Source organism: Aurantibacter aestuarii (assembly GCF_003008425.1).
Lineage (GTDB): Bacteria > Bacteroidota > Bacteroidia > Flavobacteriales > Flavobacteriaceae > Aurantibacter > Aurantibacter aestuarii.
This window is the reverse complement of record NZ_PXOQ01000009.1, coordinates 233,363-257,372: the sequence shown is the minus strand read 5'-3', so window position 1 is coordinate 257,372 and position 24,010 is coordinate 233,363. Positions and strand designations below refer to the sequence as shown.

17 protein-coding genes are annotated in these 24,010 nt (G+C 31.1%); 8 read left to right on the top strand and 9 right to left on the bottom strand.

Annotated elements, in window-relative coordinates:
• Positions 1-37 precede the first annotated feature (37 nt).
• Together C7H52_RS07890 and C7H52_RS07885 are read right to left on the bottom strand one after the other, a co-directional pair.
• Entirely contained in the window at positions 38-784 is a 747-nt protein-coding gene (locus tag C7H52_RS07890) for an SDR family NAD(P)-dependent oxidoreductase (protein WP_106463359.1), read from the bottom strand.
• Between the two features lie 50 nt (positions 785-834).
• Positions 835-1,440 (bottom strand): TetR/AcrR family transcriptional regulator, encoded by a 606-nt coding sequence (locus C7H52_RS07885; RefSeq protein WP_146130025.1) that lies wholly within the window; start codon positions 1,438-1,440, stop codon positions 835-837.
• A 182-nt stretch (positions 1,441-1,622) separates the two neighbouring features.
• On the opposite strand from C7H52_RS07885, the gene C7H52_RS07880 reads away from it, so the two are divergent.
• Complete coding sequence (locus C7H52_RS07880; RefSeq protein WP_245918583.1) at positions 1,623-4,388, top strand: M16 family metallopeptidase; 2,766 nt, start codon at positions 1,623-1,625, stop codon at positions 4,386-4,388.
• 52 nt (positions 4,389-4,440) lie between these two features.
• On the opposite strand, the gene C7H52_RS07875 is transcribed toward C7H52_RS07880, so the two are convergent.
• Entirely contained in the window at positions 4,441-4,851 is a 411-nt protein-coding gene (locus C7H52_RS07875) for a glyoxalase (RefSeq protein ID WP_106463356.1), read from the bottom strand.
• Positions 4,852-4,972: 121 nt separating this feature from the next.
• Here C7H52_RS07875 and C7H52_RS07870 point away from each other — a divergent pair, with 121 nt between their 5' ends.
• Entirely contained in the window at positions 4,973-5,368 is a 396-nt protein-coding gene (locus C7H52_RS07870; protein ID WP_106463355.1) for an acyl-CoA thioesterase, read from the top strand.
• A gap of 142 nt (positions 5,369-5,510) precedes the next feature.
• Here the strand turns inward: C7H52_RS07870 and C7H52_RS07865 are convergent, their stop codons facing one another.
• Positions 5,511-5,777: a DUF3817 domain-containing protein gene (locus C7H52_RS07865; RefSeq protein ID WP_106463354.1), complete on the bottom strand. Its 267-nt coding sequence runs from the start codon at positions 5,775-5,777 to the stop codon at positions 5,511-5,513.
• Positions 5,778-5,817: 40 nt separating this feature from the next.
• Between C7H52_RS07865 and C7H52_RS07860 the strand changes: the two genes are divergently transcribed.
• Together C7H52_RS07860 and C7H52_RS07855 are read left to right on the top strand one after the other, a co-directional pair.
• The gene (locus C7H52_RS07860) at positions 5,818-6,732 is read left to right on the top strand and encodes a serine hydrolase (RefSeq protein ID WP_106463353.1); all 915 of its coding nucleotides are present in this window, start codon (positions 5,818-5,820) and stop codon (positions 6,730-6,732) included.
• A gap of 15 nt (positions 6,733-6,747) precedes the next feature.
• A complete protein-coding gene (locus C7H52_RS07855) occupies positions 6,748-9,585 on the top strand; it encodes an NTP/NDP exchange transporter (protein WP_106463352.1) in 2,838 nt (945 codons plus the stop codon).
• Here C7H52_RS07855 and C7H52_RS07850 read toward each other — a convergent pair.
• Together C7H52_RS07850 and C7H52_RS07845 are read right to left on the bottom strand one after the other, a co-directional pair.
• Positions 9,582-10,892 (bottom strand): serine hydrolase, encoded by a 1,311-nt coding sequence (locus C7H52_RS07850; RefSeq protein WP_106463351.1) that lies wholly within the window; start codon positions 10,890-10,892, stop codon positions 9,582-9,584. The genes C7H52_RS07855 and C7H52_RS07850 overlap by 4 nt on opposite strands.
• Positions 10,892-13,780, bottom strand: a complete 2,889-nt coding sequence (locus tag C7H52_RS07845) for a PEP/pyruvate-binding domain-containing protein (protein WP_106463350.1) — start codon at positions 13,778-13,780, stop codon at positions 10,892-10,894. The genes C7H52_RS07850 and C7H52_RS07845 overlap by 1 nt, the downstream gene beginning before the upstream one ends.
• Positions 13,781-13,957: 177 nt before the next feature.
• On the opposite strand from C7H52_RS07845, the gene C7H52_RS07840 reads away from it, so the two are divergent.
• Together C7H52_RS07840 and C7H52_RS07835 are read left to right on the top strand one after the other, a co-directional pair.
• Positions 13,958-15,061 (top strand): alkene reductase, encoded by a 1,104-nt coding sequence (locus C7H52_RS07840; protein WP_106463349.1) that lies wholly within the window; start codon positions 13,958-13,960, stop codon positions 15,059-15,061.
• On the top strand, positions 15,048-15,476 hold the full coding sequence (locus C7H52_RS07835; RefSeq protein ID WP_106463348.1) for a PepSY-like domain-containing protein: 429 nt from the start codon (positions 15,048-15,050) through the stop codon (positions 15,474-15,476). Before C7H52_RS07840 ends, C7H52_RS07835 begins: the two co-directional genes overlap by 14 nt.
• A gap of 64 nt (positions 15,477-15,540) precedes the next feature.
• On the opposite strand, the gene C7H52_RS07830 is transcribed toward C7H52_RS07835, so the two are convergent.
• The 3 genes from C7H52_RS07830 to C7H52_RS07820 all read right to left on the bottom strand — a co-directional run bounded on the left by C7H52_RS07830 (position 15,541) and on the right by C7H52_RS07820 (position 21,136).
• A complete protein-coding gene (locus tag C7H52_RS07830) occupies positions 15,541-19,938 on the bottom strand; it encodes a fibronectin type III domain-containing protein (RefSeq protein WP_106463347.1) in 4,398 nt (1,465 codons plus the stop codon).
• A 7-nt stretch (positions 19,939-19,945) separates the two neighbouring features.
• Positions 19,946-20,389 (bottom strand): hypothetical protein, encoded by a 444-nt coding sequence (locus tag C7H52_RS07825; RefSeq protein ID WP_106463346.1) that lies wholly within the window; start codon positions 20,387-20,389, stop codon positions 19,946-19,948.
• Between the two features lie 117 nt (positions 20,390-20,506).
• Positions 20,507-21,136: a hypothetical protein gene (locus C7H52_RS07820; protein WP_106463345.1), complete on the bottom strand. Its 630-nt coding sequence runs from the start codon at positions 21,134-21,136 to the stop codon at positions 20,507-20,509.
• Between the two features lie 121 nt (positions 21,137-21,257).
• Here C7H52_RS07820 and C7H52_RS07815 point away from each other — a divergent pair, with 121 nt between their 5' ends.
• The gene (locus C7H52_RS07815) at positions 21,258-23,060 is read left to right on the top strand and encodes an SLC13 family permease (RefSeq protein WP_106463344.1); all 1,803 of its coding nucleotides are present in this window, start codon (positions 21,258-21,260) and stop codon (positions 23,058-23,060) included.
• A gap of 7 nt (positions 23,061-23,067) precedes the next feature.
• Positions 23,068-23,961 carry a mechanosensitive ion channel family protein gene (locus C7H52_RS07810; protein ID WP_106463343.1) on the top strand — a complete coding sequence of 298 codons (894 nt, stop codon included), beginning with the start codon at positions 23,068-23,070 and terminating at the stop codon, positions 23,959-23,961.
• Positions 23,962-24,010 lie beyond the last annotated feature (49 nt).

The window sequence follows — 24,010 nt, the reverse complement described above, 5'->3', positions numbered from 1 at the left end:
AAAAGGGTTGTTTAATTACAACCCTTTTTTTATAGCATTAAACTTGGCTTAAACCACCATCAATTTCTATTTCTACGCCATTTATATATGAGGCATCTTCAGAGCTTAAAAATAATGCTGTTTTAGCAACTTCTTCAGAGGTTCCAAAGCGTTTTAAAGGCACTTGCGCAGCAAATCCTTTACCCATTTCTTCAACTTGCTCTTCTGGTAATCCCATTTTACCATACAATGGTGTATCAATTGGACCAGGAGCTAAAGAATTTACACGTATTTTTCGATCCTTTACTTCCGAAGTTAATACACGTGCATAAGCTCTTAATGCGCCTTTACTAGCGGAATAAACCCCTAAATTATCAAATCCTTTTTGGTGAACAATAGAATTTGTAAATAATATTGAGCCGCCATCATTTAAATGAGGTAATGCTTTTTGTACGGTTAAAATTGGTCCTTTTACATTAATATCGAATATCTCATTATAATGACTCTCGTCAATATCGGTTGTTGATGTTGGTGGAGCAATTCCAGCATTTAAAAATAAAACATCAATTTTTCCGTATTTATTCACGGTCTCAATTATAATTTTATGATTGTCTTCGGTGTTTGCTACATCTCCCAAAACAGTAATAAAATCGCCTTTTAAATCTTTTGCTGCGTCGTCTAGTGCTTTTTGTCTTCTACCTGTTATGACAACTTTTGCGCCTTCTTTTAAAAATAATTTAGCAGTTGCTAAACCAATACCGCTATTTGCGCCTGTAATAACGGCTACTTTGTTTTGTAATTTCATACATCTTGTTTTTTATTTGAAACAATCGTTTCAAATGTCGTTAAAAAAAATTATTTTAATGTGTCTAGAGTTATGTGCACTAACTCCATTAATTCGTGTTCATTTTGATTTAAAATACCAGTCATTCTAAGTCCTTGAATACTAGAAAATAAATACATGCCATAAGCTTTTGGATGCTTATTAGTATTTATAAGCTGTTCTTCTTGTCCCTTTTTTACCAAATCTTCAAACAAGGCTAAAGTCTCTTTCTGGTTGTTATGTAAAAAATAATTTACTGTTACATCTTGATTAGCCATTTCCGACTTACAATTTGTTATTAAACAACCTTTCCTGTCTTTGTCAGCTATAATTTCTTCTACATATTTTTTAAAAATTAAAGCTATAGCATTAAATGGGTTTTCAGCCTTAATAAGAATACTATGCATTATATTTTGATACTTAGTCTGGTAACTGTTTAAACATTCTAAATATAACTTTAGTTTACTGTCAAAAGAATTATAAATGCTCGATCTATTTAAACCAGTTGCATCTACTAAGTCCTGCATAGACGTTGCATTGTATCCTTTATGATGGAATACATTACTAGCCTGCTGCAATACTAACTCTCTATTAAAAACTTCTTGTTTTGGCATTTTTATTTGAAATGAACGTTTCAAATGTATGGTTTATTTGTGTAATCGTGAGTAAAACAGATGTTAAAAATTATATAATGTTAATTATTAAATCTTAAAATGATAACTTTATAACACTAAAATAAATTTATATGATGTATAAAAAAATATCGACTGCACTAGTATTTTTGGCCATTTTATCATGTACAAATAACCAAAACAAAACTATGAGCGAAACAACCGCAGAAACTGAAACAGAGTTTAAAATAGATTATGAAAAATTTACCTTAGATAACGGTCTAGAAGTCATCCTTCATGTGGATAAAAGTGATCCTATTGTAGCTGTAGCCACTTTAATGCATGTAGGTTCTAATCGAGAAGAACCTGGAAAAACTGGCTTTGCTCACTTTTTTGAGCATATGAGTTTTAATGATTCTGAAAATACACCTGTTGGAGCTAACAGAAAAATGATTCCAGAGTGGGGTGGAAGCAGAAACGGTGGAACGTCTAATGACTATACCGTATATTATGAAGTTGTACCTAAGGATGCGTTCGAGAAAATTTTATGGATTGATTCAGATCGTTTTGGATATATGTTAAATACGGTAACTGAAGCTGCTTTAGAACGTGAAAAACAAGTGGTGAAAAATGAAAAACGTCAACGTGTAGATAACGCAGCTTATGGTTATACCGATGAAATTATAAGAAAAAACCTATATCCAGAAGGTCATCCATACAGTTGGACGGTTATTGGATCTTTGCCAGATTTACAGGCAGCTACATTGGAAGATGTCAAAACATTTTATAAGCAATATTATGGTGCAAGTAATGCTTCGTTAGTTATTGCAGGAGATATTGATATTGCCGAAACAAAAAAATTAGTAAAAAAGTGGTTTGGGGAAATTCCAAGTGGTCCAGCAGTAAAACCTCTAAACCCTAAGCCTGTAACACTTATAAATAACAAATCTCTGTACTTTGAAGATAATTTTGCTAAACTTCCAGAGTTAAGAATGGTGTATCCAACAGTAGAAAACTATCATAAAGACAGTTATGCTTTAAGTATTCTAGGTCAATTATTGTCTGGTAGTAAAAAAGCTCCTTTATATAATGTTATTGTAGAAGAAGAAAAATTAGCTCCTAATATTAGTAGTTATAACAATAGTAGTGAACTTGCAGGTGAATTTGTCTTTAGAGTTCGTGCCAATGAAAATGTAGATTTAGATAGTGTAAAAGTAGCTATCAATAAAGGTCTAGAGCGTTTTGAAAATAATGGGGTTAATGAAAAAGATTTAAAACGTATAAAGGCGGAACAAGAAACAAATTTATATCGTGGCGTTAGTACTGTGCTAAATAAAGCGTTTCAATTGGTTCAGGATAATGAATTTATTGGAGAACCAAGTTACATTACACAAAAAGCAAAGTTTACAAATGATGTGACTGCGGAAGATGTGATGCGCGTTTATAATAAGTATTTAAAAAATAAAAAATACGTCATGACAAGCGTGGTGCCTAAAGGACAACTTGATTTAGCAATAACAGATGCTAAAGAGGCAAGTGTTTGGATTGAAGAAGTTAAAAAAGATGTTGCTAATGAAGAAGTGAGTCAGGGAGAAGAAGCGGTATATGAAAAAACACCTAGCAAGTTTGATAGGAGTGAGCCAGATTTTGGAGAATTACCACTATTTAATACTCCAGAACTTTGGAAGGGTCAGTTAGATAACGGAATTAAAGTTGTTGGTATAGAAAATAATGAAGTTCCATTAGTGCAATTTGATATTACAATTCCTGGTGGTCAATTTATGGAGCCATTAGATAAATCTGGAGTTTCTAGCTTATTAAGCGATTTATTAATGCAAGGTACCAAAACTAAAAGCCCAGCGGATTTAGAAGAGGCTATAGGTTTATTAGGAGCATCTATAGGAATGTACACCACAAATGAAGATTTTCATATTACGGGATCTTGTTTGACTAAGAACTTTAAAGAAACTATGGCGCTGGTTAAAGAAATTATTTTAGAGCCACGCTGGGATGAAAAAGAATACTCACGTTTAAAATTAGCTTTAGAAACTAGTATTAAAGGTAGAGAAGCCAACCCTAGTTTTATTGCAGCTTCAAATTTCAATACGTTATTATACGGAACAAATCATCCTTTTGGGATTCCTTCTTCAGGAACTTTGGAAACTACTGGACGTATTAATATGGAGGACTTAAAAACCTATTACACACAGTTATCTCCTAAAAATGCTCACTTTCATGTGGCAGGAGCAATTGGCAAATCTCAAACTTTAGATGCCATTTCTGTATTAAATGATTGGAAAAATCCAGTTAAAGACATCCAAAACTTTAAAGTGCCTGAACAAGACAAAGCAAACACTTTATATTTTATAGATGTTCCAGATGCTAAACAATCGGTTTTATATATTGGTAAGTTAGCTTTGTCTGAGACTAATGAAGATGCTAATAAATTAGGTTTTGCTAATGAAATTATTGGTGGCGGGTCTAGCGGTCAATTATTTCAGACTCTAAGAATTGGTAAAGGATATACCTATGGTGCTTATTCTTCAATTGGAACGACTAAAGAAGTTGCAACATTTACTGTAAGAACCAGTGTAAGAGCTAATGCAACGTTAAAATCATTAGAAATTATTAAAGACATGCTGTCTAATTATGCTGAAAATTTTTCTGATACAGAAGTAGAATTAACTAAAAACAAAGTTTTAAAAAGTCAAACCCGAGCTTATGAAAGTCTTGGAGCTAAGATTGGAATGTTACAAGAAATTACCAAGTATAATAAGCCAGATGATTTTTTAGTTAAAAAGCAAAATGAGTTAGTTAATATGAGTTTATCAGATTATAAAAACGTAATTAATAAGTATCTAAATGAAAAAGATATGATTTATGTGGTCGTTGGAGATAAAGCGACTCAATTTGAAGACATTAAAAAATTAGGCAAAAATGTTATTGAATTAGATATTTTTGGCAATAAAAAATAATTAAACACAAATAAAAAAAGCCTCAATGTTATGTATTGAGGCTTTTTTTTATTTATAAATCCACTAAGGGCATTTCTAATAATTGAATTTGATCTTGTAAACGTTGCTTAACCAAATTCATCATGCGTTTATTTAAGGCTGAAGAATTTTTTATATACTCCTTATATTCACTTAATGTAAAGTGGCCTATAACCATACCTTTTAACGCATTTCTAAACTTGATATCTTTAGTTATTGCTGTATCGATATATTTCAGTCTATTCTCAAGCGTTTTTTCATAAAATACATTTTTGTGTTTTTTTACATAATTTCGAAACACTTCAAGAATTAAATCATTTTGAAATTTAATAATTGGTCGTAATGTAGCATTTTGGAATTGTTCTTCCGCTTTCATTTGGTCATTAACTTTTGCATTTAAAATTAATGGTCGTAAACTCAAAATTTTAGGGTTTCTATTTTCCATAACAATATGTTTTTACTAAAATTAAATATAAAAATGGTCTATTTTGTTATAGATAAATTATCTTTTAATAGAGTTATAAACAAGTTATGAAAACGTATTTTTGTTACAAATACTAATAAATATGAGATTTCATACCAGAAAATGGGTAAAACCAGAAGATTTAAATCCAAGTGGTACTTTATTTGGTGGCCGACTTTTAGCTTGGATAGATGAGGAAGCTGCGCTTTATACTATAATTCAATTTGATCATTCTAGAGTGGTCACAAAATTTATGTCCGAAATTAATTTTATGAGTTCGGCTAAACAAGGTGACATTGTAGAAATTGGGATAGAAGTAATTAAATTTGGAAAAACCTCTTTAACATTAAAGTGTGAGGTTAGAAATAAAATGACCCGAGAAACTATAATTACTGTAGACCAAATAATTATGGTTAATGTAGATGAAAATGGTGTTCCAAAACCACACGGAAAAACCAGAGTTGAATTTGTAAAAGATCGATTAGAATCAAAACTATAAATCTAAAAGCTTAACCTTCTAAGGTGCAAATAGTTAAATTTATTCAAAAAATGTTTTTGTATTGTTTTTTAAATTAAATTTGCTCAGTTATTTTGTAAGGTAAATCCTTTTGTTACGACTAAATTAGTAAAGAAATTAAGTGTTACAGATACTTTTTTTCTATATAAAACGTTCCAAATGGTAATACTGATGCAATTAGAACAATACCTAAAGTTTTTGAATCCCATTTATAGTGAGGTTTTAGAACAATTGCAAATATAATGTATAAAACAAATAAAATACCATGCGGCATACCTAACAGTTTTACAAAATATTCATTACCATGAGTACGTTTATATATTGCTGCCGCAACCAATAACAGATAGGATAATCCTTCTAAAAAAGCTATTAATCTAAAAAATAAAACCATTATCAAAACAAATAAATTAATTTTTTCCGAAATCAAATTTATGACCTTCAAACTTAATGTATTTAGCCTACTATTTGCTACTTTATTGTTCTCAAATATTACAAATAGTCAAAACGAACTACCATGTGTAAATTCTGTTTCGCCAATTCCAATTTCGGATCTGCAAGATAGAGGTTTACAAGCATTATTAGACCAAGAAATTTATAAAAATCCAGTTTGGAAAGCTTTAATTTCTAGAAAAAAATTGTCTCTTGGTATAGTTGATTTAAGTAATGAAAACGATATTAAGTATGCTGGTATTAATGATGAACATATGATGTATGCTGCAAGTTTACCTAAAATCGCAGTGTTATTAGCAGCTATGGATGCTATTGACAAAGGTGAACTGAAAGACACTAAAAACATTAGACAAGACATGCGTTTAATGATTAGTAAATCTAACAATCAGGCAACTACACGTATGATTGATCGAGTTGGTTATAAAAAAATAGAATCTGTACTTAGAGCTCCTAAACATAAGCTTTATGATGAAGAAGTTGGAGGAGGACTTTGGGTTGGAAAGCGCTATGCAGCAAGCGGAGCACGTTATCCAGATCCAATGAAAGGATTAAGTCATGCAGCCACAACCAAACAGGTTTGTAGTTTTTATTATCAGTTAGCTATTGGAAACTTAATTAATGATAAGCGTTCTAAAGAAATGCTTAAAATTATGAAGGACCCTGATTTACACCACAAATTTGTAAATACTTTAGACCAAATTGCACCAGCTGCAGATGTTTATAGAAAATCTGGTTCTTGGAAAAACTATCATTCAGACTCTGCATTAGTTTGGGGTCCAGACAGAAAATATGTTATTGTTGCTTTAGTAGATGATGCTAATGGTGAACAAATTATAAGAAATTTAGTAAAACCTTTAGATAGAGTCTTAAAAAAATCTCGTATTTTGATAAAATAATTATCACTTCTAGATTTGTTAAAAAACATTCTTTATAAAACATTTGGATTAAGAGATGGCGAAATCGCCATCTCTTTTTTAATGCAGTTATATATTTTTATTATCATTACTGTTTTGTTAATTGTTAAACCTACAGTTAACGCTTTGTTTTTAAACCAATTAGGGGCAGATAATTTGCCCTATGCATATTTGCTTGTTGCACTAGTTGCTGTGCTTACAACCTATTTTTATAATAAAATTTTAAAAAATAATACACTTGTTAAGGTTGCTATTTATGCACTTCTCATTTTTAGTTTGATATTTTTAGTATTAAGCGTTTTACTTCAATTTAATATTATAAACCATTTTGTATTATATTTTTATTACTTATTTGTATCTCTATTTGCTGTAATTGCCACCTCTCAATTTTGGATGTTTGCCAATATGGTATTTAATACCAGAGAAGCTAAGCGTTTATTTGGATTTATAGGTGCAGGTGCTATAGCTGGTGGTATTTTTGGAGGGTATTTAACTAGTATTATCGCCGCAAGCTATGGTAATAAAGCCGTTATGTTATTGGCGTCTGTTTTAATTTTAATTAATATTCCTATCCTTCGTAAAATATATAAACTAAGATTAAGGAAGCTAAGTATTTACGATAGGAAAACTCATAAAAGTAACGCTTCAAATGTTAGTGACTCTGCACTTCATCTTATCTTAAAGTCTAAACATTTAACGTATTTAGCATTAATTACAGGAATTAGTGTAATTGTTGCCAAATTAGTAGATTTTCAGTTTAGTGATTTTGCTAACAGATCTTTTAGAGACTCCGATAGTTTAGCGTCGTTTTTTGGGTTTTGGTTTTCGACCTTTAATGTTATTGCATTAAGTATACAACTTTTGCTAACCAATAGAGTACTTACCAAATTTGGAGTTTCTACAACTTTACTGTTTCTACCTATAGGTATTGCTTTGGGGAGTTTACTTTTTTTAACATTTCCAGAGCTTTGGGTTTTAGTTATTATAAAGGGGTTGGATGGTAGTTTTAAACAATCCTTAAATAAAGCCGCTTTTGAGCTTTCTATTATGCCTATTTCATTGGCGGTTAAAAATCAAGCAAAATCATTTATAGATGTAGCAGTAGATAGTGTAGCGACCGGAATTGCAGGTTTTCTTTTAATATTTTTAATTAGAAAATTGAATTTACCAACCAGTTACATTACTGTAATTATCTTATTATTTGTATTAATATGGATAGTTTTAATTTTTAAACTTCGTGAAGCTTATTATAACTCATTCAGAGAGAATATTAAGCAAACATTAATTAAATCAGATTCTGATAAACGATTTAAAATAAAAAAAGAAACCACCATCCTAACAGCCCAAAACATTATAAATTCTGGTGATGAAGAGGATATATTGGTGTTATTGAATCGTATTAATACAGTTAAATTAAAAGCTCTAAAGACTTCCATTATAAGTCTACTTAAGCATCCTTCAAATCGGGTTAAAAAAGCAGCAATTCATCAACTTTATAATTACGAAAAGAATACAGCTCTCAAAGAAGTAGAGGCGCTGTTGCAAATTAATGATGATGCACTAATTTATTCCGTTTTAGAATACTTATTACATCATACTTATAAAGATGATAAGAATATTTTTAATCGTTACTTAAATCATGAAAATGATTATTTAGCAAATGCAATTTTACTCTGTTTAGCAAAAGATGCTAAAAATAATTATTCTTTAGCCAACTACTATAATTTAGAAAAAAGAATAGGAGAAAAGGTTAAAGAATTATCTACACCAGAAGGATTTACTAGAAAAGAATCTATTGCAGAACTTTTAATTACGATTTCCTACTCTGGAATTACAAAATTTTACTCTTTTATTTCTGTTCACTTTAATAACAAGGACCCTTATATTGTTAATCATGCCATAAAAGCAGCTGGTATAACAAAGGATGAACAATTTATTTCAAGTTTACTACAATTTTTAAAAGAAAAACCACACCGAAAAATAGCTATTAAAGCTTTAAAAAACTATGGCCTTGCTATTGCTGAAAATCTTTTAATGATTAAAGAGATTGAAAATCTGGATGATGATATTAAGAAGAATATTCCAAAATTAATACAATCCTTTAAGAGTCAAAGTTCTATCAAATTACTTTATAAGTTATTAAAACAGAAAGATGTAAGTATAAGAGTTCAAACTGTTGTTGCGCTTAGTAAATTGAGAGAAAAAGCACCAGATTTGTATATTAATAAACGTGTTATAAAATCTGCACTACTAAGAGAATGTCAATTTTATAAAAACACCTTAAGTATTATTGCTGCTTTGCAGCTTACATTAGAGCAAAGTAATACCGATGCTAATACTACGGACGTTTCTACTGAAATATTAATTGCGCGCCAGGGTATTTTAGATATTTTAAAAGAACAGGAATTACATAGTTTAAAGTGCATTTTTAAATTGCTAAGTATTTTATATAATTCATCGGATATTGAAATGAGTTATCACGGAATTTTAAGCGATATTAAAGAAGCTAAAATTAATGCTTTAGAGTTTTTAGATAATCTTTTACAAAATCAATTAAAAACTAATATTTTTCCGCTTTTAGAATATTATGTTGTTAAAGATGAAGAGGATAAAACAAACTTAAAATTAAGAACACTTTCAGAAAAAGCCTACCTAAAATTATTGGTGAAGAGTAGAGGTAAACGATTAAAATTAGAGGTCATAAATTTAGTGTATTATTTAAATGAAAAAAAATACGCCACTATTATTAAGCCTTTATTAAAGCATAAAAATAGTGACGTAAAATATTTAGCCTTTCAAGCTTTAAATAAAATTACAGGAACTACAAGAACTTAATCATCGCCTTCATCATCTGCATCCTTATAATTCTCGTCTAATTTAACTTCTTCTTTAGGTTTATTATCTGCATTAATTAAATCGTCTATTTTACTGGCCATATACATATGTGCACCTGCAGAATTTTTATTTAAAACATTAGACATTAAACATACTATATATTTAGTGTTGTTGGGATGTTCTACGATAATTACAGAATTCATATAATTAAAGACATTACCAGCATAACTTTTACAGTTTGGATTTTTCTTACGGTCGCACTTATAGAAACTACCTGACTTAAAGTAAACTGCTGCACTATCTAATCGAGGTGAAGCCGCATAACGTATTCTACGGTCTGTAATATATAATAAACGTTTCATCTCTAAGCTCGACTTTTCGTCTACAACTTTACCTTGTTCTAATTTTACTAACCATTTCATTAAACCTTTAGGAGTACCAATACTTCCGCCTTTACGACCAACATATTTCCCTGCAGGTCTTGTAAACAAGCCTCCTAAACGCCATTCATCTTCAGTAATTCCTAATTTTCGTAGAGGCTCATTAACCACGATATTTGCTAAATTGGTTAAAGAATCTCTTTTGGTATTCTTAAAAAAAGCTTCTGCTTTCTCTTCATTTAAATTAAAATAATCAGCACCAAATGCTCGCATTAACATAGCTTCTCTATACATTACACTAGCTGCACCATTATTACTAACAGACACCATGTGGTCTAACCATTCATATAAAGAAAACACATCAGACGCCACCACTTGACGTTTAACTAATTTATCTTTTTCAATATCATATACAGGGATTGTGTGGTGATCTCCGGTTCCCCAATATCTTGAAGACACTTTAATATCTCTTAAATACATAGTACGCTCATCCCAATCCGGACAAATTTTTTCTAGCTCGGTAAAAACAGCATTTAGAACTGCAATTTTACCAACACTACCAGGTTGGTAACCTACATTTTCTCTTGAAGCTGCATAACGCAATTTATCGGGATTTGTAATATCCATTACAGATACTGAATATCCTGAGTTTGGAACTAATTGGTTAATTTGTCTAACAAACTCTTTATCTTCTTTTAATAAATCTTCAATACTATCTGTTTTTACATTTAAAAGATTAAGCTTTATATCCTCTAACTTTTTATAAGCTCCAAAAGGGATACGGGTATATTTTTTACCTTCATCCTGCATTTTTTTAATTTGATATAATCGTTTTATCCCAGTAGTTTCGTAACCGTCTATAGGGTAGAACAGACTTAAAGATAGACTTGTTAATAGGGCTATTGTGGTATATAATACTGTTTTCATTAGTTTAATTTTGTTTTAAGGTTGATTTGTTTGTTTGAATCAATTTTAGGAGTAATTGAGCTTAAGTATTCCGAGCTTTTTGCTTGTTTGTTTTCTACAAAAGGTCTAATTTGAAATAACCATAATTTATCATTTTTAAATCCAAATTCAACATCATAAGCTTGCTCATCACTCATATTTTTTCTTATGGTAGAAGCTAGTTCTCTAATAGAGTTTATATTCTTTTCATTTAAAATTGGAGCATTAAAGGTTGTAGCATAGGTTTGAGTTCCTCCAGAATTTGGTAGTCGGATATAGTCTGCTTGACGTGCAGGTGCTAATAATATGTTATTATCTTCTGTAATTAATCTGGTTTCTGCACTTTGACCATCTACAGCACCACCAGCCCCAAGACTAAAAGCAACTGTTAAATCATCGTCATTTCCAGAATTGATACCTTTGGTAATCATTACACCAGAATAATCTACATCTACACTTGGGATAATTAAAATAGACGGAAACACATTTTCAGGGTTACTTAAATATTTCTGTCTCCATTTAAAACTACGCTCTGTATAAGGAGACGCCCAAACACGTTTAATACCTCTTAAAATTTCTTTTTTATCTAAAATATTAAATAAGGTTAAATTTAAACCAGCTCCTGTAAATTCTTTTAAATCTTCCATATTGGTATCACTTCTTAAAAAAACTGGTGTATTACCTAAATCGCTTTTAAAAACTGATTTGAATTGAGACGTCATTTGGTTTACAAATTCCTCGTCTAAAGGCATATTAATAATAGCATCTTTTAAATAGGATAAAGCTTCTAATTGATAGGCTTCAATTTCATAATCTGATGTATCATTCTTTTTCATTCGATTTGCAGTAGCAAATACATTGCTTAAATAATCCCAATAGCTAACACTATTTTCAGCATCTAAACATTGATTCATATGATCTCTGAATATCCCAAAAGGAATAATTAAACCTTCCACAACTTTCTCTGGAAACATTTGTTTTAATGCTCCTAAGTTGGCTGCCTTAGGTCCACAAAGTTTACCAGAATCGGACGCGTTAACCTCTCGCATATTAATTACTTTATTAACATCTAAACGAATTTTATCTACAGGAACTTCTATAACATTTTTTGAACGTTCTGTTTTATTAAAAAGATCTTCCTCTGAAGAAGACATATCATCTGCTTCTTTTAAAATAACACTACCTTTATTAGATACTGCATAAAATATTGTTTCACCATCTAGTTTTTTTAACGATTTTAAATCGTTGTAGGATAATGCAGCATTAGGTATTCCTAAATTTCTAGCCAAAAGTTGAACATGAGACACCAAATTTCCTTCAGAAACAGTCATAATACCAGCTACAGGTTTTAAATCGCCAGGTGGACGCTCAAAAATATAAATGTGACTAGAATTTACTTCTACATCGTCCGGATTGCCATCTACAACCACTAATTTCCCCATAGCATATCCAGGGTTTAAACCTCTAACGCTACTCTGATTGTCTAAAGCCTCTATATTGTTGTTTATATTACTTTCTTTAGCTACAAAGTTTCCAAGAGTGCTTACCGCATCTCCTAAACTAAGAGCAATACTGCTTCGTACCTTATCGTCTATAAATCCATAAGCTAAAGGCTCAAACTCATTATAAGTGTTTACGACATCCAAATAATTTGCTTTTGGCATCGCACTTGACCATTCAACAATACTTCTTGTCGTATTTAAGAAATCATTTAAAGAGGCTACAGATAAATCTTTCTCGAAGATGGGTTCAACTATCTTATTTTGAATTTCTGAAAATTCCCAGTTTTCCAAAAGACCGGTTCCAACACTAGCACAACTTAAATAATTAATTTTATAAACTAAATCGAGTAGGTTAGTAGTTTTTAAATTTTGAGCCTCTATTAACAAGGTTTTTTCTAATTGATTGCTAATATCAAGTATAAGTAAACGATCGCTACTAGAATTAAACGTTGTGATATTTTGTTTGATTTGATATAGTAAATTAGAAATTTCTGAAACTAAATAATCTGTAGTCATCTCAGTCTCTGAATTACTAAAAAACTTATTTAAAAGATGATAGGTTTCATTTTTTGACTTGACCTGATTTAAATCACTTTTTAAACGGGCTAAATCAATAGGCGCAAAAAAAGTATTCATTGTTTTTATTAACTCATTAAAATCTCTTTGAGACGCTGCATCTAAATCGCTTTTATTTTTAGCAACATAATTCTCAACTAAAGTAATGTCCGATTTTGAAGGTTGCCCATGAATTTTAATTCTAATATCCATAAATTTCGGAAATTCTTCCGATAATTGTTTGGATTGGCTTCGCATTAACTGCGCTGTATTATCGTCTCCATTATGAGGAATATCCTTTAAAGCCTGACGTATTAAATAAAATTTGGTATTTAACAATACATCATCCTTTAAAATATCTAAGAAAAAGTCTTTTCCCCATTCTTCTTCATCTTCACTTTGTATTGCACCACGATAATATTGCGCGCGACGTAAAACCCAACCATCGTCTACACTAAAAAGGTATTTATTAAGTTGATATTGTTTTAAGTGACTAAAATTATGGCTCTTATCTAAAAAGGATGTTACACTTTCTGCCGCCAATATATCACCAAAAAAGAGGTGATTATGGTTTCTTAAATCTAACAAAGAAGTTTTGTAATCGGCATGCTGAATGCCTCCAATTTTATCAGGACAAGGATCTTTTGGTTCTCGCTCTGTACCATCATCACAAAACCATTTAATACGATTGTAAGGACCTCTAGGATCTTTTTTATAAGAGTTAATTAGGGATTTGATAGTTGTATTATCTTTTTTTTGAGCAGAAGCAAAAAAACAAGATGTCATAAAAATGACAATAAGATACTTATTCATTTTCGGGTTAGCTTTTTATTATAACTCAAAACTAAACTTTAGTTTATTAAATATACGCTAATTAAAGATATCTTAACAGATTTTACTATTCTTAAAAGTATCTTAATAGAAAGCTAATGTTAGTTAAATTGGTTTTAAAAAGAATTTAAAAATGATAGATTTAAAAGAAAAACTAACATGAAAATTCTAGAAACTTATAATCTTAACGGAATTCATTTAAAAAACCGAATTGTTATGGCACCTATGACACGAAGTCGTGCCCTGAATAATATTCCTAATGATTTGATGAAAACTTACTATGCGCAAAGAAGCGATGCTGGTTTAATTATTTCTGAAGGTACTTCGCCTTCTGTAAATGGTTTGGGCTATCCACGAATACCTGGGGCTTTTACACCAATTCAAATTGAGGGTTGGAAACAAATAATTTCTGAAGTCCATCAAAACGACGGTAAATTCTTCGTTCAATTAATGCATTGCGGAAGAATAACTGCAAAAGAAAATCTTCCAAAAGCTGGTGTAACATTATCTGCGAGTGCTGTTCGTGCCGATGGAGAAATGTATACAGATACAAAGGGCTTACAACCACATGAAACACCTCAAGAAATGAGCCTAATAGATATTGTGGTTGCGCAACGAGAATTTGTAAATGCATCAAAACAATTAATTTTTGAAGCCGGTGCAGATGGAGTAGAGTTGCATGCTGCAAATGGTTATTTACTAGATCAATTTTTAAATCCAAAATCGAATATAAGAGAAGATATTTATGGAGGGAATTTTGAAAATAGAGCTCGTTTTGTACTAGAAACGGTTAAAAAAGTTGTTGCTGTTGTTGGTGCTAATAAAGTAGGTATTCGCGTCTCACCTTATGGTGAAATGAATGATTTACAATCTGATTATAAAGACATTGTAGAATTATATACTTATTTAGCTTTAGAACTGAAAAAAATTGGAATTTCTTACATTCATATTGTAGATCATAGACGCTCTATGGGTGCACCAGAGTTTAAAACCGAAATTAGAAAAACTATTAAAGGGACTTTTACAGGTACAGTTATAACTGGAGGAGATATTGATAGTTTAGAAAAAGCAGAAAATGTCTTAACCGATGGTTTTGATTTGGCATATATTGGAAGACCTTTTATATCAAATGCAGATTTAATTCAAAAATTAATACATAAAGATCCTCTTACACCACCGAAACAAGATTTGTTTTATAGTGCAGGAGCAGAAGGATATACAGATTACGAACCAAAATATAAATCTCATTATGAAACATCTTAAATATTTATTTTTTATAGGAATTTTAATCGTTTTATTTAATTGCAATCAAGCTAAAGGTCAAGCACCTCAAGCCGTACAAGAAGCGTTTAAAGCTAAATATCCGAATGAAAATGATCCTGACTTTGAATTAGATGCCAATGGAAACTATGAAGCACACTTCAAAAAAAAAGGAGAAAAATACAGAGCCGATTTTAGCCCTGAAGGCAAATGGATTGAAACAGAAAACTCTATAAAAAACAAGGAGTTACCTAAAGCAATTAAAAAAGTAATTAAAGAAAAATATGATAGTGAAGAAATTACAGAAATAGAACATGTAACCAGTGCATCCAAAGGAGAATTTTACGATGTAGAATTTAAACAAAAAGGTAAAAATATGGATGTAGAATTTAGGGCAAATGGTGATATAATAAATTAATAGTTTATTCAAAAAAAAGGGCTTTCAGAATTGAAAGCCCTTTTTAAGTATAGTATAATATAATCTATCTATTTATATAAACCCATCCTGATACAGGATCTTTTCCGTTCATAGTAATTACATAAAAATATGTTCCGGTAGGAAGATCATTATCATTCATATCCTTACCATTCCATTCTTTTTTATAATTAGCTTTGATATAAACCTCATTTCCAAATCTATTATATATTGAGATTTTATCTACATCCATCCATGATAAGTCGAAGTAATCATTCAACCCATCATTATTAGGAGATATACCTTGAGGAATTACGCAATTTGAATCTGTAGTAAACGTTTCGTAGCTTACATTAGAACAGTTTTGGTTTGTTGTAAAACTAATAGTATATGTGGTATTAGCCTCAAGATTAGTCATTTCTCCAGTTGAAGGATTAATTATTGCTGAAGAATTTACAGGACTATCTATAGCAAATATACCATTACTATTAGAAAGTATATTTATACTTGCAGACTCACACGAAACAGATGCGTCATCAACTTCAAAAGATGCATCATCTAAATCTAATAAAGTCAATGTTACTGTGTTTGAAGATTGACAAGGGTTAGATGGCGTTGTGTAAGTTACAGCATAAGAATTTCCTTCAGTTCCGTTTGAAACAACTCCTGTGTTCATATCAATTACAGCGTTATCACTAGGGGCAACGTCAAAACTGAATGTACCACCAGAAGTTCCTGTTATTGTAGGAGTAGCAGTTGTACAATCTATAGTTGTATAAGAAAAACTTGCATCTCCATCATATTGTTCTACAGTTACAGAAAATACTTGACTACAAGTTCCTAAATCAACAGTAACTTCATAATCTCCAGACTGATTTACATTAGATAATGTATTAGAAGTCTCAGATAAAACAGTTGCATCTCTAGTCCAAGTATAAGTTTCTGTACCATCAAAGTTTCCTCCAGATAAGGTAAGATTAGCTGTATCTTGATTACATAAGGTAATAAGGTTAGCAACAATAGGTTGATTAGAAGTCAACTGTAATCCTGCAAAAGGATCATTTACTGTAACATTAAATGAACAGGTTATTGTTGTCCCAGCACTATTTGTAGCTTCATATTCAACTAAAGTCGTTCCAATTGGAAATTGTCCATCTGGTGCAAAACCAGAAACTAAATTAACTGTAGTATTAGTGTTATCACAATTATCTAAAATTGTTGGTAATGTATAGTTTGGTGTTCCAAAACATGCATTAGCATCTGTATCAATAGTAACATCGGTTGGACAAAATGTAAAACTAATATCATCACAAGGTATAAAAGTACTTCCTGTTACTGGTCCTGAAGTATCACTAGTAGCTGTTACACTACAAGATGCTGTAACATAAAAATCATAAGTTTCATTTGGACTCAACCCATCAAAAGTATATGGATTATCTGTTACTGCAAAACTAGCACCAAGTGGTGGTGTTCCTGTTGGTACTGCTTCTACCAACCATTCGGTAGCTGTACCTACTTCTGTCCAAGAAATATCTATACTTGTAGCTGTTTCATTAGAAACCATAAGGTTTATAGGTTGAGGACATAAGTTACCTGTAATTTCTATTTCGTCTATTGCCATATCAGAAGTAAAACTAGTTCCTCTAATACCTCTAAAACGAACCATAAAGTTATTTACTGACTGATAAGCATTTAGATCTAAATCTTCTAAAACCCAAGCAGCACCATTACTAGTTTGTTGTTGCCCAATAATAACATAGAAGTCATTTACCCAGTTGGTTCCATCAAACACATCAACGTGTAATTCTCCCATTGCAGTACCAAACATATGGTAGTAGAATTTCAATCTCAAATCTGTTAAAGTGGTTAAATCGAATACTGGAGAATATAATTCAGCAATATTCCCTGTAGAACCACTACTTGCTTCTGTATAAAAATAATGTGTTCCTACAGCTGCACCGCTAGGTCCAGTTCCGGTTGAAGTTGTCCCACCTGTATTTGCTCGCCATGAAAATGGATTATCTGTAGCACTCCAACAATCAGCAATTGCAGCTGCAGAGCCAGTTGTTTGACTTTCTACCCCATGTAAATAAGGAACAGGGAAAGTAGCACATAAGGTTGTTGCTGGTACTGGACCAACCCAACTACTTGAATCTGTTGCACTACATTCAGTTCTAATATAAAAATCATATTCTGTATTAGGGTTTAAACCTGTATAAGTATATGGATTTGTAGTTACAGGAATTCCTGTCCCAGTAGGAGGTGTTCCAGCTGGTACAGCTTCAATTTCCCATTGTGTAATAGCAGGATCATCTGTCCAAGACAGTAACACATTATTACCATCTATAGCTGTTGCTGTGAACATTGTTGGAGCAGGACAGGTGATACTTTCAATTACAAATTGATCAATAGCAATGTCTGATGTAAATGATGAACCTCTTTCTGCTCTAAAACGTACTCTAAAATTGTTGACCGTTTCATAGGCAGCAATATCTAAAAATTGCTGTAACCAAGGTTCTGAACTTGAAGTCTGTTGTTGCCCTGTTATTACAAAAAAGTCATTATCCCAAGTTGTACCATTAAATACGTCAACATGAAGAGTACCCATAGCTCCTCCAAACATATGATAATAAAAATGCATAAATGTATTAGAAGACGTTGTTAAATCGAATACTGGAGAAAGTAATACAGCTTCATCTCCAGTTGCTGCACCAGTTGCTTCAGCATAAAAATAATTATTCCCAAATGCTGCTCCATCAGGTCCTGTTCCTGTAGATGTTGTTCCTCCAGAATTTACAAACCACTCATAATTTGTAGGATCTGCACTCCAACAATTCGTTATTCCATTAGCTCCACCTATAGGTTGTGTCTCTACAGTTTCAGTATATGGAACTCCAATAGTGACACAAGGCGTAGAGAAACGTATAGGACCTACAGTTCCTGGACATGGAAAAGTTGAACTTGGTGTAATATATACATCATACGTAGTATTTGGAGATAAACCTGTTTGTACAAAAGGAATAGTACTTGTAACTGTACCTGTTCCTGTAGGTGGTGTAAAAGCTGGAACTACTTCAACAGTCCATGCCGTTTCACCAGTTACTGGTGTCCAGTCAATTGTAGCTGTGTCTGTACTAGTTGTAACCACAGTAACGTTAGTAGGTGCTTGATATAAAGGAAGTACATTAACAGTTGCATTACATGAAGACACATTATTTGCAGTATCTGTTACTGTTAATGTAACTGTATTATTACCTAAGTCATTACAACTAAAGTTTGTTTGAGATAAACTGTAAGTTTGGATGCCACAATTATCTGTACTACCATTATCGATGTCAGAAACTTGTAATACGCCATTACCATTGATGTCTAAAACTAAATCAAAGTTTTGACAAACTACATTTGGTAATTCTGTATCTGCAACAGTAATAGTAATTGTATCTGAACTGTTACAGTTAGGAGAACCTAAAGTTAATGACACGGTATAATCTCCTGGAGTAGCATATGTATGACATGGAGAAGCATCCATAGAACTTGTACCATCGCCTAAATCCCAATTATAACTAGCACTAGTATTTGCAGACACTAATATATTATCTAATCCCCAGTTATCGAATTGATCACCTGAGTTAGATTCTTGATACCATCTAAAAATCGTATTATTTGATTGTGCAGCTACAGGTATTGGCTCAGTATATTGATTCCAAGCGTATAATGGAGACGCTGTACCCGGTGATGGTTGCCAGTAATTCATATTAATCCAGTTAACACCACCATCTAACGAATATTGTAAAGTTACACCTTCTTCTGGTAAATCTACCTCTTCACAACCTGGGTCTGGATCATCATTACCAAAACGCATATAAAATTGTAATATACCTCCTAAAGAAACATCTAAAGGATTTGTAGCAACTTGTCTAACTCCATTAGCATCTGTAGTACTCGCCCAAAAATATGGAGAGTTATCAACCATATCTACAAGACAAGGTGTACCAACCGTAAATGGAGAAGCACTCCAACCGGTAGGTAAAGTGTTTGAATTAAAATCGAAAAATGTACCAAATTGTCCTCCAGTTGCATAAAAACAGTATTCTAAACAACTATCCTGTTGAGGAACACCTTGTATACTGATGACACAATCTAAAGTTGTAAAATTGAATGGTCCAACCCAGTTTGAAACTCCTGTTCCACAATCAGACTGTACATAAACATCATACGAAGTTCCAGATAAAAGGTTTGTAAAATCGTATGAGTTTGTTATAGCTTGTGCCGTAGGCGCAGTTTGAGGGTCTCCAGCAAGTACAATTTCTACATTCCATAAGGTTGCTGTACCATTTTCTTGCCACATAATATCTGCTGTAGTCTCAGTAATTGCTGAAAGTGAGATATTACTAGGGTCGACACATTGAGCGTTAAGTTTAACTATCGAAAATATAAATAGTAATAAGTATGTAAAGTTTCTCATGGCTATTTTATAGTATTTTGATGGTTAAATTATCTAATCTGCAAGATTCAAGTTTTGCATCACTTTTGTTATTTAAAAACGATTTAAAAACGAAAAATAACTTTTCATTACTTGAAAAATAATCTGGAATAAAATTTTGGTTTTTCGCAAGATAAAGTGCTCTATAATTTTCTTCACCAGGCACGGTCTCTGTTGCTATATTAGAATACTTCATTGTAAAATTCCAATTAATAAAGACATCTGAATTTGAATTATTTTCAAATCGATATTGCTCATACAGATTATTGGAATCGTTTTTTTGATCTGTTTTTTTAACATCTCGTTTGTAAATAGTCACATCTGTGGCATCTGTAGTCACCACAGTCCAGTCTGATACTGGAGTTAGGGTAGATTGACTGTAAGTTTGATAGCTTAAAAACAATACTACCGTAAGCAGAATAAATTTTCTCATATTCTATATAATATAATATTTTGTTAAAAAAATAAATATACTACATTAACCGAGGAAAATGATTTTTTTTACCAAATAATAGATGTAAGTCCACATTTTAAAGATGAACGGCCTTTTTTATTGACTTTTAAAAAAATCATTCAATTTAATAAGTGCAAAAATTTTAGGTTGAATTTTATTAATTTCAACTTTATCCATATCAGAAATTTTTGCTGAAATATTTTTTTTTCGATGATCTAAAGCATCATAGATAATATGAACTCTTCTCCAATCCGCTTTAGAAAGAGACTTAGAGTATTCATCTAAAAAATTCTCAAAATTTACAAACGATTGTAAAATATTACTTTGAGTGATTTTCTCATAACGTAAATCAACACTAGGTAAATTAAAAATTCTCTTTTGTAATAGTTGAATAGAATCATTAGAATTTAGTTGTTTAAAAGCATTAATACTAGATATTTTAAATGTATCAAAGGTTTTAGAATTGTTTTTAATAAGTTCATTAATGGCATTATCTTTTTTTAAATCTTTTGAAACTAAAACGACTTCATTTTTTAGCGAATCATGTTTTTTAGTCATTTGTTTCCAATTGGAAAAAGACTTTACCGGAGCTAACTTAGTTACAGAATCTACATAGGCATCATAATATTCTGATTTTTGTTGGATTTCAATAACGTTTCCATAATCACAAGCTATAATAAAACAGCATGCAACACATACTTTTATAAATCTACCTAAACTTCTCATTGGAGCTAAAATTTTATCTAAAATAGATATTTTAAGATATTATACTGATAAGATTATTATTAAGTTAACATAATTTTAAATGGATTCAAATATATTAGCTTAAACCATAAGCCAGCCTAAAATGACAGTGTCTATTGCTTTAGTTTTTTTAATTTTAGCCATTTCGGTTTTATTATTTGTTACCGAAATTCTTGACATAGATAAAATTGCTTTTTTAATTATTGTAGCTTTAGTGATAACTGGTTTAACAAACCCTGAAGAGGCAATAAGTGGCTTCTCTAGTCCAGCAACCATAACTATTTTAATGTTAATGATTATTGCAATAGGACTCGAGGACAATGGAGTCATTAATTTACTAACTCAGTCTATAAAAAAACTAAGTATTTTACCACTCATATTTTTAGTTCCTGTATTTATGCTAGTTTCTGCAGGAATTTCTTCATTTATTAGCACCACAGCTGTAGTAGTCATATTTATAAAAATAATCTCGCAATTATCAGAAAAGTATAACTTTTCATCTTCCAAGCTTTTAATGCCAATTTCATTTGCTGGTATTTTTGGGGGAAGTTGTACTTTAATGGGAACTTCTACTAATTTACTTGTTAATGCTACTGCTTCAAAACTTGGTGTAGAGAGATTTTCTTTCTTTGAATTTTCACTATACGGATTGGTATTTCTTGCTATTGGAGTGGTATTTATGACTTTTGCGAGTAGGTTTTTACCAAAAACAAATAAAGATTCGCTTCGCGGTTTTAATGAAAACAATAGCTTTTTATTTACCATTACAGTTCCTGAACATTCTAAATTTATTGGTAAGCCACTTTTTGAAATTCCATTTTATGATAACCCAGAAGTAAAATTCTTAAAATTGATTAGAGAAAATATGGTAAATACAAAACCTGGAAAAAATACCACTTTAAGATTTTGTGATACTATTATTCTCATGAGTACCATCGAAAATTTCAATTTAATAAAATCTGAAGATTTTGAATTAAAAATAGAATTAGAGGACAAAGCAATCGATAAAGAGAATTCTGAAAAAAAAATATATTCGTATATAGAAGTCTTAGTTCTTCCAGGTTCTGAGTTTATAGGAAAAAAACTGGCTCAAATAAAAGACCTACTTTCAAATATAGGTGTGCCATTAGGTATTCAAAAAAAGAAAATGTTATCTAACGCTCCAAAATCGTTTCTACCAAAAGCTATTAAAAACATGGCTATAACAGCCGGAGACAGGGTTTTAATTAAAATAGAAGATTCAGGACTAAATAAACTATATCAAAAAGAAAACATAGTAGTATTAAGGCAACACGACGATGCATTAGCTTATAGTAAAGCTAAACAAATTTTAAGTTTAAGTATTTTAATAGGTGTTGTATTACTTGCTGCTTTACAAATTTTAACTATATTATCAAGTACTCTTATTGGTGTAGGTGCACTCTTACTTACAAATTGTATAAGTCTGAATAATATATATAAAAGGGTTAATTGGCAAATTATTTTTTTATTGGCTGGAATGATTCCATTAGGGATTGCTATTTCTAATTCTAAAACGGACACTTATATAGCTTCACACTTAATTAATTTATTAAGCGGACAGGAAAATTATATTGCTTTAGGAGCTTTATTTGGTATAACCATGATTTTGAGTGGTTTTATTTCTAATAATGCTACTGCTGTAATTATTACTCCAATAGCTGTAACTTTAGCTGCTGGATTAAATCTTCCAGTAAAACCTTTTATTTTGGCGGTACTTTTTGGAGCCAATTTTAGCTTTTTTACACCAATGGGTTATCAAACCAATACTTTAATTTATGGTACTGGACTCTATAAATTCAAACATTTTTTAATAATAGGAGGCCTATTATCTGTCTTAGTTCTTATTGTTGGGACATTTATGCTTTCTATGCTCTTAAATACTTAAAATAATTATGATGAATAACTTTATTTACGCAGGAACTTCTGCAGCGATTGACAAATTATGGGAAAAATTAATTGGATGGTATGAAGCTATAATACTAAAATTACCAAATATGATTGTATCTGTTTTGGTACTAATTTTTTTCTATATCATAGCCAAATACGGTTCTAAATTTTTACATAAGTTACTAAGTAAACGAATTAAAAGCAGCTCCATAGTAGATATGATTACTAAACTATTTTATGCTGTAGTTATTATGATTGGTTTCTTTATAGCGCTTGGTATTTTAGAACTTGACAAAGCTTTAACCTCGATATTAGCTGGTGCAGGAGTAGTAGCCTTAGCAATTGGTTTAGCTTTACAAGGTACATTAAACAACACCTTTAGTGGTGTTCTATTATCCTTTTTACCAAGAATTAGAATTGACGATTATATTGAAACTGCAGACCATAGCGGTTTTGTACAAGAAATAAGTCTACGAAATGTAATTTTACGACGACCAGATAACCATATTGTTGTTATGCCTAACAGTTTGTTTATAGATGAGCCTTTTGTGAATTATTCTTTAACTCCAAGAAGCCGTATTACTGTAAGCTGTGGTGTAGGCTATGAGAGTAACTTGCGTGAGGTAAAAGAAATGGTTTTAAATGTTATTAAAGAAAATTTTCCTCAAAATGAAGGTGAAGGTATTGAGTTTTACTGGCTTGAATTTGGAGATTCTTCCATTAATTTTATGACGAGATTTTACGTAGATTATATTAAGAAAAGTCAAATGTATTCTCAGCAAAGCGAAGCTATTATGCTTATTAAAGAAGTATTTGATGCCAATGATATCAACATTCCGTTCCCGATACGAACTTTGCAAATGGACACTCCTGTTTCTGTTCAGAACAAAACAGAATAATGTAAGGTTTTAACTATAAAAAGCAGCCAAATCGTTTTTATTGATTTGG